Genomic DNA, 17,358 nt, shown 5'->3' on the forward strand with positions numbered 1-17,358 from the left:
CACCTCCGCACAGTTGAGTAGGGCTGTAAAAGCTGATGAAATCAGCGTAGTAGAGCCCACTCAACCACTGCGTCTTGCTCGACAATCCAAAAACAATTGAGAGGCTAGGACTTTTGTCCCAGCCTCAATTTTTTTATAAATGAGCGAATGCTTTAATTTCTTCTTCGGACATAGATGAGTCGCAACGAACACTGACTTCTCCGGATTCAACATGTAAAAATCCAGGAACAGTTGGAATACCGTAGGTTGAGCGGAAGGCTTGTAATGCGTCTAGTTGACTTGGTTCTTCACTATTGATGAAGTGGATATGAGCTTTTGTTTCAGCTACGACAGTTGCTAACTTAGCAGCGAACTTCCGGCAGTATGGACAAGTCTTGCGTCCGATAAAGAAGGTCGCTGTTTCTTTTTGATCGATCGCTTCTTGTGCACGCGCGACAGTTGTCACTTCAAGATCTTTAATATCTTCTAAAAATTGTTCAAATTGTTCCATGAGATTACCTCGCTTTCTTCTAAGTCTAGTATGCCATATTTTCTATAAAATCGCTGGTATTTGCTACGAAAGAAAGAGAGAGTGGGACAGAAATCGGTAATTCGTTAGAATTCGATTTCGTCGTCCCACCTCCGCACAGTTGAGTAGGGCTGTAAAAGCTGATGAAATCAGCGTAGTAGAGCCCACTAAACCACTGCGTCTTGCTCAACAATCCAAAAATAATTGAGAGGCTAGGACTTTTGTCCCAGCCTCGTGTTTTAACCTACAAAAGCATTGATTTCTGCTTCGATATTGGCAATTTTTTCTTTAGCATCTGCTTCAGATTCACCAACTGTAGCGATGTAGAATTTGATTTTTGGTTCTGTACCTGAAGGACGAACGGCAAACCAGGAATCATCAGCTAAGATGTATTTAAGCACGTTACTTGGAGGAGTTGTCAATTTTTCAACGCCGTCAGCAGTAGTAGCTGTTTGTTCCAAGAAGTCTTCTGTCTTAGCAATGTCTGTCTTGTTGAATTGTTTAGGAGCATTGCCACGGAATTTATCCATGATTTTCTTGATTTCAGCAGCTCCGTCAACACCTGAAAGGGTAACAGAGATTGTTTTTTCTGCGAAGTAGCCGTATTGTTTGTAGATCTCTTCGATACCATCTGCCAAAGTCATACCACGTGAGCGGTAGTAAGCTGCGATTTCAGCAACGATAAGAACGGCTTGGATAGCATCTTTGTCACGTACGAATGGTTTGATGAGGTAACCGAAGCTTTCTTCGAAACCAAGCATGTAAGTGTGGTTGTGTTGTGTTTCAAATTCATGAATTTTTTCACCGATAAATTTGAAACCAGTCAAGACGTTAAACATTGTTGCGCCGTAGCTTTCTGCAATCTTAGTCACCAACTCAGTTGATACGATTGATTTACAAAGAGCAGCATTGGCAGGAAGTGTACCAGCTGTTTTGTGAGCTTCAAGAATGTATTTAGCAATGATCGCTCCGATTTGGTTACCAGAAAGGTTGAGGTATGAACCATCTGGTTGGCGGATTTCAACACCAAGGCGGTCAGCATCTGGGTCAGTTGCAACCAATACATCAGCGTCTACTTTGCGACCAAGTTCTTCAGCAAGAGCAAAGGCAGCTTGGTTTTCAGGGTTTGGAGATTTAACAGTTGAGAAGTCAGCATCTGGAACAGCTTGAGCTTCAACAACTTGAACAGCTTCAAATCCAGCTTGGGCAAGAGCACGACGAGCCAACATTTCACCAGTACCATGAAGTGGAGTGTAGACAATCTTCATATCGCGACCGTATTCATTGATCAAGTCTTGGTTGATATTAACGCCTTTCACTTCTTTCAAGTATTCAGCGTCGACGTTTTCACCGATAACTTCAATTAAGCCGCTAGCTTTGCTTTCTTCAAGGTCTGCCAATTGCACAGTGAAAGGATTTTCGATCGCACGGATGTAATCTGTTAGTGCATCAGCATCTGCTGGAGGCATTTGTCCACCGTCTTCACCGTATACTTTATATCCATTAAATGGAGCAGGGTTGTGGCTAGCTGTTACCATGATCCCAGCAAATGTGTGGAGGTGACGAACAGCAAATGACAATTCAGGTGTTGGACGAAGACTTTCAAAAACATAAGATTTGATACCATGGGCAGCCAAAACTTGAGCAGATTCAAAAGCGAACTCAGGAGAGAAGTGACGGCTATCGTAAGCAATCGCAACTCCTCGTTTTTTAGCTTCTTCCCCTTTTGAGTCGATCAATTGGGCCAACCCTTCAGTAGCTTGGCGAACAACATAAATGTTAATACGGTTGGTACCAGCACCGATTAATCCACGCATACCAGCTGTACCGAATTCAAGGTTAGTATAGAAGGCATCTTCTTTTGTTTTTTCATCCATTGCGACCAACTCGTCACGAAGGTAAGCTGGTAATTCAGCAAAGTCGAGCCATTTTTGGTAGTTTTCTTGATAGGTCATGCAAGCGTCTCCTTTTTGCTTTTAATTTAATCGCTTTCATTATAGCAAATTTTTTCAGAAAATTCTAGCGATAATTGTAAATCATTTCAAAAAAAATATAGGCCTTCAACCATAAAAAGAGGCTGAGAAAAAAAGATTTTGATTTTAGGAATTCTTTATTATAAATTTTTAAAATCGATAGATTAGACAAAAAAGCGAACAAGACAGTATTCTGAGTGTCAGATAAACTCGTTTTGTTCGCTTTTTAAATTTAAGGTTAGACTTTTGTCCCAGACTCTGGAAGATTATTTTAATTTTTCAAGAGATGGAACAACTGCGCTGGTAATGAGGACTGTCGCAACGACTTCGATAAGAGAGTTAGTAGACACAATCAAGCCAAGGAAATTTTGAATTCCCCCTCCAAAGCTGTTCCCAAAGAAGAAGTAAATCCCGCTTAAAACAAATACAGTATTGGTCATAGAACCGATCATCCCAGCTACCATAAGACCTGTACGATTGTGGATCCAGCGATAGACGAAGTAAGGGGTTACCCCGATGAGAATACGCGGTACTAAAGCGATGAGAAGGGAGTAGAGATTTCCGTGAGGGACAAAGGGACTAAAGAGATAGCTTGCTGGGGTTAAAACTAGTGTATTCATGGTGAGGCTAAAGAGGCCCATGAGTAGTCCTAGAATAGCACCTGTACGAGGTCCATAAATGATAGATGCGATCACGACAGGGATATGAACCAAGGTTGGTTGAATGCCTGATGGAACAAATTGCAGAATGAAGGACGTCACAAAGTGAATAGTGATCATAACCGCAAAAAAGATGGCAATTCGTGAAATAGAAGATGATTTTCTCATAAACAATTCTCCTTAACAGTTTCTACAATAGTTTCTACAGACGCTAGAGCCCCAGAACCTTGATCGCCACAAGCCAGTAGAGCTTCACGAGGTTGGATAATCTGGTAACCATAGTCTTGTAAGAGTTTTAGATTTCGTTGGGTAGCAGGGTGTTCTAACATTTTTGTATTCATAGCAGGGGCTAGTAATTTTTTTGTGGTTTGAGGCAAAGCTAGAGCTGTGCTTGTGACCATATTATCTGCAAGCCCCCTTGCCAATTTAGCAATGGTATTGGCACTGGCTGGCGCTACAAGAAAGAGGTCTGTTTCTTTTCCAATGTCGATGTGCTCGATCCTCTGTGGATCGTCTTCGATCATTACATCAAGGCCTACTTGATTCTTTGAAAGAACTTGCAAAGTTAAAGGGGTGATAAATTTTCTGGCTGCAGGAGTCATGAGGACCTTCACTTCAAACCCCAATTTGGTTAGTTGGCTGGTAATATCAGCCGCTTTATAGGCGGAAATACTACCGGTAACAGCTAAAGTAATTTGTGTCATATGTACCTTTTTATTTGATATAACTTAGGATAGCCTCTGCGATTTCTGTTTTCGTAGAAGCTTCTAGGACCTGATTGTCTGTCACTAGATAGGCTTGATGCTGTCCATTCTGAATTTTGGTCAGATCATTGGCAACGATCATGCTAGCATGATTTTTAACGAGGCTTTCACGCGCTACCTGGATCAACTCTTCAGAAGAAACGTCAACTAATAGTTTAAAGCCGATCAGTTGAATGGCAGGATTCCATTCCTTGACGAGGGAGATAATCTTCGGATTTTTCTTTAGAAAGAGCACTTGGTATTCTTCTTTGGAAGAAATTTTCGCTTCCTGATTTTCACGATGGATAAAGGTATGAAGATCCTGAGCTTTCTCAACTTCTTCAAGGCCAGTCATGTAAACAGGTGTGTAGTCTGAAACAGCCATAGCGTGAATCAAAACATGATGATGAGGGACTTCCGTTTTCATTTGTGCGAGTAATTCTTCGACATTCTGGATCAATAGAAGACGAAGGTGTGGGTGAGGATCGGGTTTAAGCGCGATAGGCGTTGTGATCAAGGTTACCTGATGTCCCTTAGCAAGAGCCATTTCTGCAAGAATTTTCCCTAGGCTCCCGGTGGAATGATTGGTGATCGAACGAACACTATCAATGGCTTCGCTCGTCCCGCCTGATGTAATTAAAATATGCATATGCTTATTTTACACTAAAAAGATACGTAAGTAAAGTTCTGAAGCTATTAGGATTAGCTATGTGTAGCCATAAAATTTAGATAAAAAACGAACGTTCGATTCAAAAGGTGGAAAAACCATGTCATTTTCGCGAATTTTAGGTATAATAGATCTATCAAATATAAAGGAGTCCCTTATGAAAACAGATATCGAAATTGCTCAAAGCATTGAACTCCAACCGATTGTGGACGTTGTTAAGAAGATCGGTTTGGTAGACGATGATCTTGAATTGTATGGAAAATACAAGGCGAAATTGAGCTTTGATAAGATTCGTGAAGTTGAGAAAAATCCAGTAGGAAAACTTATCTTAGTCACTGCGATCAACCCAACTCCAGCTGGAGAAGGGAAATCAACCATTACCATTGGTCTAGCAGATGCTTTGAATAAAATCGGTAAAAAAACCATGATTGCCATTCGCGAACCTTCTTTAGGTCCAGTTATGGGGATTAAAGGTGGTGCTGCTGGTGGTGGCTATGCCCAAGTTCTACCGATGGAAGACATCAACCTTCATTTCACAGGGGATATGCATGCGATCACAACGGCTAATAACGCTCTCTCAGCATTGATTGATAATCATTTGCACCAAGGAAATGAGCTAGGAATTGACCAACGTCGGATTATCTGGAAACGAGTAGTGGACTTGAATGACCGCGCTCTTCGTCATGTTTCTGTCGGTCTTGGCGGTCCTTTAAATGGGATTCCGCGTGAAGACGGTTTTGATATTACGGTTGCTTCTGAGATCATGGCCATCCTTTGCTTGGCGACAGATATTGAAGATTTGAAACGTCGTTTGGCCAATATTGTTATCGGTTACCGCTATGATCGTAGCCCAGTCTATGTCCGTGACTTGGAAGTGGAAGGGGCTCTTGCCTTGATCCTCAAAGATGCGATTAAGCCAAACTTGGTTCAAACCATCTATGGAACGCCTGCCTTTGTTCACGGTGGTCCATTTGCCAATATCGCCCATGGATGTAACTCTGTGTTAGCAACGACGACAGCTCTTCATTTAGCCGACTATACGATTACAGAAGCTGGTTTTGGGGCTGACCTTGGCGCTGAAAAATTCCTTGATATTAAAACTCCAAATTTGCCTACATCACCAGATGCGGTTGTGATCGTAGCGACTCTCCGTGCTCTTAAGATGAACGGTGGAGTGACCAAGGATGCTTTGACTGAAGAAAATGTAGAGGCTGTTCGTGCTGGTTTTGCCAACTTGAAACGTCACGTTGAAAATATCCGTAAGTTTGGCATTCCTGCAGTGGTTGCCATCAATGAATTTATCACTGATACAGAAGCAGAAATTGCTGCTTTGAAAGAATTGTGTGCTGAAATTGATGTACCAGTTGAGCTTGCGAGTGTATGGGCGAATGGTGCGGACGGTGGAGTTGACCTTGCTGAAACCTTGGTTAAGACCATCGAAACAAGTCCAGCTAACTACACACGCTTGTATGATAACAACCTTTCTGTTGAAGAAAAAATTGAAAAGATTGTTACAGAGATTTACCGCGGTACGAAGGTGAATTTTGAAAAGAAAGCCAAGACACAAATTGCTCAAATCGTGAAAAATGGATGGGATAAGTTGCCAATCTGTATGGCCAAAACACAATATAGCTTCTCTGATAATCCAAATGCCTTGGGAGCTCCTGAAAACTTTGAAATCACTATTCGTGAAGTGGTTCCAAAATTGGGAGCAGGGTTTATTGTCGCTTTGACTGAGGATGTCATGACCATGCCTGGTTTACCAAAACGTCCAGCTGCTTTGAATATGGATGTGGCTGCTGATGGAACAGCTATCGGTTTGTTCTAATAACTAGATATCTAAAAACAACTTCTGTTCAAATGAGCAGAAGTTGTTTTGGTCTTGTTAATCAATCATTATTCAGTAAGGAGTTGGTACCTGATTTTTCGATAGATTATGATGAGCTGTAGGGTCATGGGAATCCAGATAAGGGGTTCGCAGAGAATGACCCCCATGTAGCCGGTGTGAGGAATAATCCACAGAACGAAGAAAATTTTTCCAAACAATTCAATAAAACTGGATGTGAGTGGGGTTAATTTTTTACCCATTCCCTGTAGGGCATTTCTCAGGATGATGAGACTCGCCAAAATAGGATAAAAGCAAGAGCTGATCTGGAGATAAAGACTGGCATTTGCAATGAGATCAGGATTTGTAGAGCCGGAAATAAAGCTGGTTATAGACGGACTTGTGAAGAATAGAAGAGCAGCAACCAAGACAGACCAAACCCAAGAAAGAAGGTTGGCAATGGTAACGCCTTTTTTGATCCGCTGGAATTGCTCTGCGCCAAAATTCTGCGAGATAAAGGTTGTGATACTTGAGGCGATAGCTGTAATCGGTAAAACGGCAAAGGACATGATGCGACGGGCTGCGACCTGTGCACTGATAATGGTTGTTCCAAGCTGATTAATAGCGGATTGGAGGATAACCGTTCCGATCGAAACGATGGAAGTCATGAGGCCCATGGCAAGGCCCTGACTTAGCAGATCCTGATAAAGTTCCTTGTCCCAAACAAAATCCTTGCGATGCGGGAGCAGAAAAGGGACCTTCTTACGAATATAGAGAAGACAAAGAAGGGCCGAAATACCCTGAGCAATAATGGTTGCAATCCCAGCAGATTGAACTCCAAGATGAAGTTGGGTAATAAAATAAAGATCGAGAAGAATATTGAGAATGGCAGCGATAATCAGGAAGTAGAGTGCCGCTAGACTATCGCCAACCGCTCTAAGAAGTCCGGCACAAAGATTATAGGCAAAGGTCACAGCCACACCATTAACAATGGTAGCGATATAGAGATAAGACTGAGACACAATTGCTGATGGGGTCCCTAAAAACTGGAGCAGTGGATAAAGTCCGACAGCGCCAATGAAGATCACGAAGAGACTGAGGATGCAACCAATAATAGCAGTTGCTGCGACTGATTTTCGTAATTGATCTTCGTTTTTGGCTCCATAATTTCTTGCGATAATAATCCCCATCCCATTGCCGACACCGACAGCAAATCCAACAATCAAATCAAAAATAGCAGAGGTCGCCCCAATGGCAGCCAATGATTTTTGACCTAAAAAACGCCCTACAATCATAACATCCGAGGTATTGTAGAGTTGTTGAAAGATATTGGACAAAAGAATAGGAAAGGCGAAACTCAAAAGAGCGGGTAAAATAGGACCATCTATGAGGTCCACACGTTGAATTCTTTTCATAGTGTCATTATACCAACTTCAGGAACCAGCGACAAGCGTCGATAGTTGAAAGCTCTTACATATTTTGGTATAATCAGGGCAGAAAAGGAGGCTTTTATGAGCTTAACCAGCCAATTAATCACGGAAACGTTCCCAGATCTGGACAAGGTCGAGAGGCTGAATATCGAGGCATTTCCAGAAGAAGAGCGAGTTCCTTTGTCGGAATACCTGCGTTATACGGACAATGACGATGCTAATTTTTTTGCTTTTTATAACGAAGAAGAATTTGTAGGATTTGCTTTTTCTATCTATAATCAGAAAGTTTTTTATGTTAGCTTCTTTGCCATTATGCCCCACCTACGTAGCCACGGTTATGGTCAAGAAATCATTGAAAAATTGGTAGAATTTTACCAAAGAACCATGATTCTTGAAGTGGAACGTTTAGATGAAGAATGTGACAATCTAGAGCAAAGACAGTCTCGGATGGATTTCTATAAGCGAAATGGATTTAAAACTGCCAATGCCTTTTTAGAATACGACGGACTGAGCTTTGAAATTCTCTATCGGGGTGATCACTTTGACGAAGAGGCTTATCGCGATATTTTCCGTAAACTGCAGGAAGAAAATTATTTCGACTTCCGCATTAAATATAGACGCTTTAGTGATCACTAGACAAGAAAGGGAGTGGGAAAGAACTCTGATTAGTTAAAAAGAGTTCGTCTTCCCACCCCCGCACAGTTGATTAGGTCATCTTTGTAGCTTAATAAGCGAACAAAGATGCCAATCAACCACTGCGTCATATAGTTACTTCTATCAAGCATAGAAGGAAGGCTGGACAGTTTTTGCCCAGCCTCTTTTAGTTTAGATGTTGAATGAAGAACTCAATCAGTTTCATGATTTGTGTAAAGAACCAAGGCAGGAATAGAAGAGTTAGGAAGGCGACATGGCATTTCCAATAGAGTGAAACCAAGCCAACGGTTTCTCGAATCCAAGCGGATGGAAGATAGTAAAAAGCTGTTTTTGAACCGATACTTCAACCAGGTATTATCAATCGTCTCATAAAGACACCTGCACGGAGTGCGTGAAAAGAATTGGTCACCACAAGGACTCTCTTGCCAAGCCCCTCTTCTTCAAGGATACGCTTGCTAATGGTCAGGTTTTCAAAAGTAGTACGAGAGCGATTCTCGATGAGAATGGCGTCTTCTGGAACCCCGTGTTCTATCAAGTATCCGGCCATAGCTTCCGCCTCAGCGATCAGCTCATCTGACCCTTGACCACCAGAACCAATCAGCTTTGGTCGTCTCTCAAACTGCTCATAGATGGCCTTTCCCTTCTCAAGACGCTGGGCCAAGAGTGGGGGAACCTTGTCTCCAATCAAACCTGAGCCAAGGATGATGATGGCGTCTGGCTCTTTGCGAACTGGAAAGAGATTGCAAAAAGTCCCATAGGATACATAAGAGAGGTAGAGAAAGGTCATGTAAAACAGGGCGAAGTCAGTCAGATAAATGAGGATGTCATTCCCTGGGAAATAGGGTAGAAAATGTAGTGCCAAAGCTCCGATAATAAACAGTCCATAAAGCAGAGAGAGGAGGTTGGCCAGTCTTTTTCCTTCAAAAAGCATCATTTGACGGCCGTTAAAAAGGAGAAAGATAGATGAGAAAATAATGCTGAGAAAAACGAAGATGGAAATCACAACAAAGACAATAATTGCAATTTGTTGATTAAACCATAGCTCAGTTCGAACGACTAGTAGAAATGCAGAAATCAGTAGAAGAAGCCCCAGGTTTATCGAAAAGAGATAAGCATTAAAAAGTCTTCTGCGATCACTCATAAAGAACAATAAAAAGATAAGAGCTGGAAATAACCAGAATAGATATAGATACATGCTTTACTCCTTAAAAATCTTACATCCATTGTACCATAATAAGGGAGATCTATAGCTTATTGTTCATGCAAATTAGTTGCATTCTTCAAATGAATTTGATAAAGTTAAGATTATCGTTTTTTTTTAAGGAGATAGTATGTTACGAAAAGGTTCCCTGACAGGTTTATTACTGTTTGGTATTTTTTTTGGTGCTGGAAACCTGATTTTCCCACCGGCTCTTGGTGCTTTATCGGGTAATCAATTTTGGCCAGCTATTGCTGGGTTTGTCCTTTCAGGAGTGGGAATTGCCATTGTGACCTTGATTATCGGGACACTTAATCCCAAAGGATATATTCATGAGATTTCTCGTAAAGTTTCACCTGTTTTCGCGATTGTATACTTAGTTGCGCTTTATCTTTCGATTGGTCCTTTCTTTGCCATTCCAAGGACAGCGACGGTATCTTTCGAAGTGGGGATAGCACCTCTATTAGGTGGAATGAATGCTAGTTTAGCACTTTTCATTTTTACCCTGGCCTACTTTTTGCTAGCCTTTCTGATTGCTTTGAATCCATCTAAGATTCTAGATCGAATCGGGCGTATTTTGACCCCAATCTTTGCGATTCTCATTTTGATCTTGGTCATTCTTGGAGCTTTAAAATACAGTGGACACGCTCCAATGGTAACCACAAAAGCCTATCAGGCTTCTGCCTTTGGGCAAGGATTTTTAGAGGGGTACAATACCTTGGATGCCTTGGCATCTGTTGCCTTTAGTGTGATCGCAGTGACTACCTTGAATCAACTTGGATTTTCAAGTAAGAAAGAATATATCAAGACTATTTGGCTGGTTGGAATTGTCGTAGCACTTGGTTTTAGTGTGCTTTATATCGGTTTAGGATATCTGGGGAATCATTTTCCAATTCCGGCTTCTGTTATGTCATCTGATACCAATAAAGGAGTGTATGTATTATCAGAAGCGACCAAAGCGATCTTTGGTCCGACTGCTCAGATTTTCCTAGCAGGAATGGTGACGGTGACTTGCTTTACCACAACAGCAGGTTTAATCGTCTCTACTAGTGAATTCTTCCATAGCACATTCCCTAAGGTTTCTTACAAGGTCTATGCAAGTGTCTTCACTCTGATTGGTTTTGCGATTGCCAACCTTGGCCTGAATGCCATTATTGCCTTTTCATTGCCGGTCTTGATGATTCTTTACCCAATCACCATTACCATTGTATTGATTGTGATAGTGAATAAATTTGTGGCCCTTTCAAAACCAGGAATGCAATTGACTATTTTCTTAGCCAGCTTGGTCTCTGTTGCAAGTGTTCTGGCAAGTACCTTTAAAATTTCACTAGTAGAAAAGGGGATTGCTTTGCTTCCATTTGCTGCTCAATCTCTTCCATGGTTAGTACCAGTAGTCATCGGAATTCTTTTATCGCTCGTATTACCAAATAAACAAACGGCAGAAGAATAAGTAATATTAGAAACTCTAAAGTTTTGTGCTTTAGAGTTTTTTTGAAACTAGTATCCAATTCCAAATTTTAGTAAAAAAACGTAGCGGAAATTTTTATTATAGGTCAATCAATGTTATACTGAATGTAGCATATCAATATACGGAGTTAACTATGAATCCAATCGTTTTTTCACTGACAGTTTTTCTTGCAGGTATTCTGTCTTTCTTTTCTCCCTGTGTCTTTCCTTTGCTACCAGTATATATTGGAATCTTGCTAGGAAGTGATCAGGAAAAGGCTATCCGATTGTTCGGGAAGAAGATTCGCTGGCATGGCTTATTGAAAACCCTTTGTTTTATTGCCGGTATTTCTGTTATTTTCCTCCTCATTGGTTTTGGAGCGGGCTTGCTTGGAAAAGTCATTTATAGTCCTTGGTTCCGTTATCTGATGGGAGCTCTCATCATTATCCTTGGTCTTCATCAGATGGAAGTTTTTCACTTTCATTTCCTTGAGAAGCAAAAAACAATGGATTTTGGAGCCACCAAACAGAAGAATGAATTGTTTTCAGCTTTTCTCCTTGGTCTTGGCTTTAGTTTTGGTTGGACCCCTTGTATTGGTCCGGTATTGGGATCAGTTCTTGCTTTAGTAGCATCAGATGGGCAGGATGCTCTTATGGGAGCTGTTTATCTCCTTGTTTATACATTGGGAATGGCCCTTCCGTTTTTACTGTTGGCCTTAGCATCTAGTCTGGTCCTACCTTACTTTAATCGTCTCAAACCCCATTTGTTGTTGCTGAAGAAAATCGGCGGAGCCATCATTATTCTGATGGGAATTCTCTTACTTTTGGGACAATTGAACAGTTTGTCATCTATCTTTTCATAAAAATATCGGAGGTTTAACGCATGATGAAAGGTATTAAATACGCTTGTTTCTCAGTACTTTCTCTGGCTTTGCTGTCAGCTTGTTCTATGGATCAAACCAGTGAGAGTAGTATGGGCAATCAGCCAACAATGAATACAACAACGAATAAGAATCCTTTGGTAGGAAAAGACGCTAGTAACTTTGAACTAAAGGATATGAAGGGGAATATGGTCAAACTTTCAGACTACAAAGGGAAGAAGGTTTATTTGAAATTTTGGGCAACCTGGTGTGGCCCTTGCCGGAAAAGTATGCCTGAATTAGAGAAATTGGTCAAGGATACGGATAGAAACTTTGAAATTCTGACCATTATGGCACCAGGACTCCAAGGTGAAAAAACAGAAGAAGAATTCGTCAAATGGTTTGATCAACAAGATTATAAGTCCGTACCGGTCTTGTACAATCCAGATGGTTCTGCATTTGCAGATTATCAGGTTCGCTCTATTCCTACAGAAGTCTTTATAGACAGTCATGGGAAAATTGGACATGTCCAATTAGGGGCTATTTCAAACGAAGATGCTAAGAAGATCATCAAAGAGTTACCATAAAAAAATGAAGCAAGAAGCTTCATTTTTTTCTAGTTTCTTAGTTGCTTGCACCAGAAGTGGCATCGGCATCTCCGTGCCCTCCGTCACCATGTCCTCCAGCATCAGAAGCACCAGAAGTTGCATCTGCACTACCGTGTCCACCAGCAGGAGCAAATGGACCGCTTCCGCCAACTAGACGTTGTCCTGTTGTTTGCAGGTACCAGTCTAACCATGGTTTGAAGTTGAAGACAATCTCATTGATACCAGCATAAGAACCATCGTCATAGTACATGGCTTGGTAGTTGTGGGTATTGATCACACCTTCAGGTGATCCTGGGACAATGGTCCGAACATATTCTTGGTTTCCATTGCGAAGGGTACCAATTACCCATTCTACGTTTTTCATACGTGCCGGTGGGAGGGATCCGTGAACTGTTGACATCCGGCTACCAGATTGAGATGGTACACGTTTGGCAAACATGGTATCTGGATCTTGATGGGCATTGTTGTAATAGAGGAATTGGTTGTTATCATCGGCATAGGTCAACTCAAATGGCATGGCCTTCAAGAACATATTAATTTGGTCAACGGTTAGGATACCGTGGTCTAGTTTCACATAAGTATCGCCAGAAACGGCCCCTGTGATTTCAGCTACTTTTTCTACCCAATCTGGATCGTCAGGATCGACTTCAGTAACAGTTGTAGCGATTGGATGATTACAATCCAAGTCTTCTGGTTCAATTGGTTTTGGTTTTTTCAATTTAGATACAACCTCAACGTATTTCATAAAATTATCCAAGCAGGTTTCAAGGAATTTGACGGTTCCCTCGTTGATGATATTGCCGTCTTCGTCAAAAGCTTCTTTCGCTTTTCCAAGAAGGAATTCATTTCCTGGAAGAGTATAAGCATTGACACCTGGGGCATCGAGGATCTTACGGAGGTGAACTTGCGCACGTGAAGTCCCTTGATCGTAGTAAGAAGCACCAACAATCATAACTGGTTTGTTTTCAAATGGATGCACCTCGAAAGAAAGCCATTCAAGAACAGACTTGAGGGCAGCAGAGATCGTATGGTTGTGCTCTGGAGTAGCAATGATGACACCATCTGCTCGAGTGATTTTGTTATATAAGAGACGTAATTGGAAACTTTCATCCCATTTTTCATCTTGGTTGAACATTGGAACTTCATCGATTTCAAGAACTTCCAATTCAAATTTAATCTTAAATTGGCGGCGAATGAATTCCAAGAGTTTACGGTTATATGATTGATCGTAGTTTGATCCTACAAGTCCAACAAATTTCATTCTTTTCTGTCTCCTATCTTACAAGTTTTCCCAGTCAAATTCTTCAGCATCTTTGCGAAGCAATTCTTGGGCATTGCGCAATTTGTCTGTAATTTTCACAAACACACGGAAATCATTGAAGATGGCATCTAATTTTTGAATAACATCCAAATCCACCAAGTCTCCATTTTGATCAAAGGCTTGCAATGAATGAGAAAGCAAGAATTCATCTGGCAAGACATTCGCTTTGATTTCTGGAGCATTTAAGATTTGGCGAAGTTGGAGTTGGGCGCGTGAAGATCCCAACGTACCGTATGAAGCCCCAGTAATCATGACTGGTTTATTCAACAATGGGAAGACTCCGTATGAGAGCCAAGCGAGTGCACTCATCAAGACTGCTGGAATAGAGTGGTCGTATTCTGGAGTTCCAATAATCACCCCATCAGCTTCCTCTATTTTGGCAACAATCTCTAAGACGGATTCAGGCACTTGTTTGTCGGCTGGTTTGTTAAAGACAGGGATATCTTTAATTTCGACCAATTCGATCTCAGCCTTGTCAGCAAAATGCTTTTGCATGTATTGAAGTAGTTGACGGTTTGTAGAACGTTTGGAGTTAGTCCCCACAATCGCAATAAGTTTTATCATGAAAAATTCCTTTCTGATAGTAGAATTATAAATAAGATTGAAGCCCACTTGTATAGGCGATCTTGCCTGATTGCGAAACCAATAAGGTATCCATACCAGGAAGTGATTCAACAATGTTGAGAATGGAAGTAGGAGATTCCCCAAATAGCCGGGTAGTCCAAATCTCCCCATCTACAGATCGATCTGAAACAATAGTAATGCTGGCCAAGTCTGTCTCAACGGGATAGCCTGTCGCACTATCAAAGATATGGTGAAACGACTGCCCGTCGACTTCTAAATGACGCTCGTAGATGCCAGAGGTGACAATAGACTTATTCTTGACGGAGAGGACTAATAGGTGTTGCCCTCTTTTTTCAACTGGATTTTGAATGCCAATCCGCCAAGGCTGTTGTTTGATGGGGTGTTGACCGACAGTGAGGATATTTCCACCCAGATCAATCAAGGCATCTGTAATTCCTTGATCTTTTAGAAATGCACCAATAAGATCAGCGCTATAACCTTTTGCCAAAGCCCCAAGATCAATCTTCATCCCGGAACGTTTCAGAAAAACCGTATGGTTTTCAGGGTCAAGTTGGATTTGGTGAGGATCGATCTTGGCCAGGGCTTGATCAATTTCCCCTTGCTGGGGACGTCTAGCATCTGAAAATCCAATTCGCCAGGTCTGTACAAGAGGACCAATGGCGATGTTTAAATGGCTGTTTTGAGCTTGACTATGCAAGGTTCCTAATGCAATCAGTTCAAAAAGATCTGGATGAACTTGGACAGGAGCAATGCCAGCTTGATGATTGACCTCCATGAGTTCAGAACTTGCATCATTGGCGCTAAAGCGATGTTCGTAAGAGCGAAGAATCTCAAAGCATTGAGCTAAGATTTCATCCGCTAGAGTGTGAAAGATCGAAACGGTGATGGTGGTCCCCATCAGACGTTCGGATCGACTGCTTAGTTCCACTAAAAATCTATCCTTTCCAATTTTCACTTACTTACAGTATATCAGAAAGAGACCGTTTTCACAATCCTTTCAAGCAAATTATTTGACAATCCTATATGTATGTGAAATTTTGTTTTCTGTAAATTTGAAAAAAAGTTCACAAAACCTGAGCAAAATAATTGTAACCGATATCATTTTTATGATATACTCATGGGGTAAATTAAATTAAAGGTAGGATTTATTCTATGAGTAAAATCGTTGTTGTAGGGGCTAACCATGCCGGAACAGCTTGTATCAACACTATGTTAGATAATTTCGGAAATGAAAATGAAATTGTGGTTTTTGACCAAAACTCAAACATTTCATTCCTTGGATGTGGGATGGCGCTTTGGATCGGTAAACAAATCGACGGTCCTGAGGGTCTTTTCTACTCTGACAAAGAAAAATTGGAAGCAAAAGGTGCAAAAGTCTACATGAACTCTCCTGTTCTTTCAATTGACTATGACAACAAAGTGGTAACGGCAGAAGTTGATGGAAAAGAACACAAAGAATCTTACGAAAAATTAATCTTTGCGACTGGATCAACACCAATCATTCCTCCAATTAAAGGAGTTGAAATCGTACCTGGTAACCGCGAATTCAAAGCAACACTTGAAAATCTTCAATTCGTTAAATTGTACCAAAATGCTGAAGAAGTCATCGAAAAATTGAAAGACAACAGCAAACACTTGAACCGTATCGCCGTAGTTGGTGGTGGTTACATCGGTGTTGAACTTGCTGAAGCTTTCGAACGTCTTGGTAAAGACGTTGTCTTGGTGGATATCGTGGACACTGTCTTGAATGGCTACTATGACAAAGACTTCACAGACATCATGGCGAAAAACTTGGAAGACCACAACATCCGTTTGGCACTTGGACAAACTGTTCAAGCGGTTGAAGGAGACGGTAAGGTAGAACGCCTTGTAACCGATAAAGAAACCTTCGATGTAGATATGGTTATCTTGGCTGTTGGTTTCCGTCCTAATACAGCTCTTGCTGATGGTAAGATCGAACTCTTCCGCAATGGTGCTTTCCTTGTTGATAAGAAACAAGAAACGTCACTTCCAGGTGTATACGCAGTTGGTGACTGTGCGACTATCTTCGATAACGCTCGTAACGAAATGAGCTACATCGCTCTTGCGTCTAATGCGGTTCGTTCAGGTATTGTCGGTGCCTACAATGCGACTGGCCATGAATTAGAAGGAATCGGTGTTCAAGGTTCTAACGGTATCTCTATCTATGGCCTTCACATGGTTTCGACTGGTTTGACGCTTGAAAAAGCGAAAGCTGCAGGCTTCAATGCCACTGAAACTGGCTTTAACGACCTTCAAAAACCTGAATTTATCAAACACGATAACTATGAAGTTGGTATCAAGATCGTCTACGATAAAGACACTCGTCAAATCCTTGGAGCTCAAATGGTATCACGTGATAGCGCTATCTCAATGGCTATCCACATGTTCTCACTTGCGATTCAAGAACACGTGACGATTGATAAATTGGCTTTGACGGACTTGTTCTTCTTGCCACACTTCAACAAACCATACAACTACATCACAATGGCAGCTTTAACTGCTGAATAATAGCTAAAGTTCTATTAAAAACTTTCCTTAGGTGAGTACGGACGTCAGCGAACTTCGTAGAAGTTCCATGACTAATTATTGAGCCTAAGGTCTCAATAATTCCGAGTGCCTGAAACTGTATTGTTTCAGGCACTTTTCTCACAGCGGAAAGTTTTGACTTTTCTTTATTCGTTCCATAATAAATAGAACATATTTATATTTCTTTGTAGAATTTCTTAACTTATTTTACTTGATAAAATGGTTTGTCTACATTCTAAACAAAACTAACAAGGGTAGTTTTGTTTTTTTCTGTCTTTCCATGTATTCAGAGGCAGTAAAATAAGGTATAATGAATAGGATAAGAGTTTGAAGG

At 41.2% G+C, this 17,358-nt stretch carries 16 protein-coding genes and 1 pseudogene; 6 read left to right on the forward strand and 11 right to left on the reverse strand.

Features of this window, described 5'->3' with window-relative positions; genetic code table 11:
* Nucleotides 1-133 precede the first annotated feature (133 nt).
* The 6 genes from PCY07_RS01105 to PCY07_RS01125 form a co-directional block, all read right to left on the reverse strand.
* On the reverse strand, nt 134-490 hold the full coding sequence (locus PCY07_RS01105) for a thiol reductase thioredoxin (RefSeq protein ID WP_049488756.1): 357 nt from the start codon (nt 488-490) through the stop codon (nt 134-136).
* Between the two features lie 25 nt (nt 491-515).
* Nucleotides 516-698: a hypothetical protein gene (locus PCY07_RS10425; protein ID WP_080559850.1), complete on the reverse strand. Its 183-nt coding sequence runs from the start codon at nt 696-698 to the stop codon at nt 516-518.
* Nucleotides 699-747: 49 nt separating this feature from the next.
* The gene (locus tag PCY07_RS01110) at nt 748-2,463 is read right to left on the reverse strand and encodes a phospho-sugar mutase (RefSeq protein ID WP_049488758.1); all 1,716 of its coding nucleotides are present in this window, start codon (nt 2,461-2,463) and stop codon (nt 748-750) included.
* Nucleotides 2,464-2,747: 284 nt separating this feature from the next.
* A complete protein-coding gene (locus PCY07_RS01115; protein ID WP_049497912.1) occupies nt 2,748-3,308 on the reverse strand; it encodes an ECF transporter S component in 561 nt (186 codons plus the stop codon).
* Nucleotides 3,305-3,844, reverse strand: a complete 540-nt coding sequence (gene coaC, locus PCY07_RS01120) for a phosphopantothenoylcysteine decarboxylase (protein WP_301355108.1) — start codon at nt 3,842-3,844, stop codon at nt 3,305-3,307. Before coaC ends, PCY07_RS01115 begins: the two co-directional genes overlap by 4 nt.
* 10 nt (nt 3,845-3,854) lie before the next feature.
* A complete protein-coding gene (locus PCY07_RS01125; protein WP_301355107.1) occupies nt 3,855-4,532 on the reverse strand; it encodes a phosphopantothenate--cysteine ligase in 678 nt (225 codons plus the stop codon).
* Between the two features lie 175 nt (nt 4,533-4,707).
* Here PCY07_RS01125 and PCY07_RS01130 point away from each other — a divergent pair, with 175 nt between their 5' ends.
* Complete coding sequence (locus PCY07_RS01130) at nt 4,708-6,378, forward strand: formate--tetrahydrofolate ligase (RefSeq protein WP_301355106.1); 1,671 nt, start codon at nt 4,708-4,710, stop codon at nt 6,376-6,378.
* 68 nt (nt 6,379-6,446) lie between these two features.
* Here PCY07_RS01130 and PCY07_RS01135 read toward each other — a convergent pair whose 3' ends face one another.
* The gene (locus tag PCY07_RS01135) at nt 6,447-7,790 is read right to left on the reverse strand and encodes an MATE family efflux transporter (protein WP_301355105.1); all 1,344 of its coding nucleotides are present in this window, start codon (nt 7,788-7,790) and stop codon (nt 6,447-6,449) included.
* A gap of 96 nt (nt 7,791-7,886) precedes the next feature.
* Between PCY07_RS01135 and PCY07_RS01140 the strand changes: the two genes are divergently transcribed.
* Entirely contained in the window at nt 7,887-8,441 is a 555-nt protein-coding gene (locus PCY07_RS01140; protein ID WP_301355104.1) for a GNAT family N-acetyltransferase, read from the forward strand.
* 184 nt (nt 8,442-8,625) lie between these two features.
* On the opposite strand, the pseudogene PCY07_RS01145 reads toward PCY07_RS01140, so the two are convergent.
* Nucleotides 8,626-9,654, reverse strand: a pseudogene (locus tag PCY07_RS01145) (YdcF family protein).
* Between the two features lie 136 nt (nt 9,655-9,790).
* On the opposite strand from PCY07_RS01145, the gene brnQ reads away from it, so the two are divergent.
* The 3 genes from brnQ (at nt 9,791) to PCY07_RS01160 (ending at nt 12,550) form a co-directional block, all read left to right on the forward strand.
* The gene (gene brnQ / locus PCY07_RS01150) at nt 9,791-11,107 is read left to right on the forward strand and encodes a branched-chain amino acid transport system II carrier protein (protein WP_301355103.1); all 1,317 of its coding nucleotides are present in this window, start codon (nt 9,791-9,793) and stop codon (nt 11,105-11,107) included.
* A gap of 151 nt (nt 11,108-11,258) precedes the next feature.
* Complete coding sequence (gene ccdA2 / locus PCY07_RS01155; RefSeq protein WP_195311612.1) at nt 11,259-11,966, forward strand: thiol-disulfide oxidoreductase-associated membrane protein CcdA2; 708 nt, start codon at nt 11,259-11,261, stop codon at nt 11,964-11,966.
* 23 nt (nt 11,967-11,989) lie between these two features.
* The gene (locus tag PCY07_RS01160; protein WP_301355113.1) at nt 11,990-12,550 is read left to right on the forward strand and encodes a TlpA disulfide reductase family protein; all 561 of its coding nucleotides are present in this window, start codon (nt 11,990-11,992) and stop codon (nt 12,548-12,550) included.
* A 37-nt stretch (nt 12,551-12,587) separates the two neighbouring features.
* Here the strand turns inward: PCY07_RS01160 and PCY07_RS01165 are convergent, their stop codons facing one another.
* Genes PCY07_RS01165 through PCY07_RS01175 form a run of 3 tightly spaced genes read right to left on the reverse strand, consistent with a single transcriptional unit; the run spans nt 12,588 to nt 15,405 of the window.
* Complete coding sequence (locus PCY07_RS01165; RefSeq protein ID WP_014713290.1) at nt 12,588-13,832, reverse strand: NAD(P)H-dependent oxidoreductase; 1,245 nt, start codon at nt 13,830-13,832, stop codon at nt 12,588-12,590.
* A gap of 18 nt (nt 13,833-13,850) precedes the next feature.
* The gene (locus tag PCY07_RS01170) at nt 13,851-14,456 is read right to left on the reverse strand and encodes an NADPH-dependent FMN reductase (protein WP_003017195.1); all 606 of its coding nucleotides are present in this window, start codon (nt 14,454-14,456) and stop codon (nt 13,851-13,853) included.
* A gap of 25 nt (nt 14,457-14,481) precedes the next feature.
* Nucleotides 14,482-15,405, reverse strand: coding sequence for an FAD:protein FMN transferase (locus tag PCY07_RS01175; protein WP_301355102.1), 924 nt, complete (start codon nt 15,403-15,405; stop codon nt 14,482-14,484).
* Nucleotides 15,406-15,629: 224 nt separating this feature from the next.
* Between PCY07_RS01175 and nox the strand changes: the two genes are divergently transcribed.
* On the forward strand, nt 15,630-17,006 hold the full coding sequence (gene nox, locus PCY07_RS01180; RefSeq protein WP_049499016.1) for a H2O-forming NADH oxidase: 1,377 nt from the start codon (nt 15,630-15,632) through the stop codon (nt 17,004-17,006).
* Nucleotides 17,007-17,358 lie beyond the last annotated feature (352 nt).

It is taken from the genome of Streptococcus sp. SP1 (assembly GCF_030440005.1).
Taxonomy (GTDB): Bacteria; Bacillota; Bacilli; order Lactobacillales; family Streptococcaceae; genus Streptococcus; species Streptococcus parasanguinis.

Bases quoted from the DNA above. Each gene is read 5' to 3' on its own strand.
- PCY07_RS01105 (WP_049488756.1), bottom strand. From the start codon at position 490: ATGGAACAATTTGAACAATTTTTAGAAGATATTAAAGATCTTGAAGTG.
- PCY07_RS01110 (WP_049488758.1), bottom strand. From the start codon at position 2,463: ATGACCTATCAAGAAAACTACCAAAAATGGCTCGACTTTGCTGAATTA.
- PCY07_RS01115 (WP_049497912.1), bottom strand. From the start codon at position 3,308: ATGAGAAAATCATCTTCTATTTCACGAATTGCCATCTTTTTTGCGGTT.
- coaC (WP_301355108.1), bottom strand. From the start codon at position 3,844: ATGACACAAATTACTTTAGCTGTTACCGGTAGTATTTCCGCCTATAAA.
- PCY07_RS01125 (WP_301355107.1), bottom strand. From the start codon at position 4,532: ATGCATATTTTAATTACATCAGGCGGGACGAGCGAAGCCATTGATAGT.
- PCY07_RS01130 (WP_301355106.1), top strand. From the start codon at position 4,708: ATGAAAACAGATATCGAAATTGCTCAAAGCATTGAACTCCAACCGATT.
- PCY07_RS01135 (WP_301355105.1), bottom strand. From the start codon at position 7,790: ATGAAAAGAATTCAACGTGTGGACCTCATAGATGGTCCTATTTTACCC.
- PCY07_RS01140 (WP_301355104.1), top strand. From the start codon at position 7,887: ATGAGCTTAACCAGCCAATTAATCACGGAAACGTTCCCAGATCTGGAC.
- brnQ (WP_301355103.1), top strand. From the start codon at position 9,791: ATGTTACGAAAAGGTTCCCTGACAGGTTTATTACTGTTTGGTATTTTT.
- ccdA2 (WP_195311612.1), top strand. From the start codon at position 11,259: ATGAATCCAATCGTTTTTTCACTGACAGTTTTTCTTGCAGGTATTCTG.
- PCY07_RS01160 (WP_301355113.1), top strand. From the start codon at position 11,990: ATGAAAGGTATTAAATACGCTTGTTTCTCAGTACTTTCTCTGGCTTTG.
- PCY07_RS01165 (WP_014713290.1), bottom strand. From the start codon at position 13,832: ATGAAATTTGTTGGACTTGTAGGATCAAACTACGATCAATCATATAAC.
- PCY07_RS01170 (WP_003017195.1), bottom strand. From the start codon at position 14,456: ATGATAAAACTTATTGCGATTGTGGGGACTAACTCCAAACGTTCTACA.
- nox (WP_049499016.1), top strand. From the start codon at position 15,630: ATGAGTAAAATCGTTGTTGTAGGGGCTAACCATGCCGGAACAGCTTGT.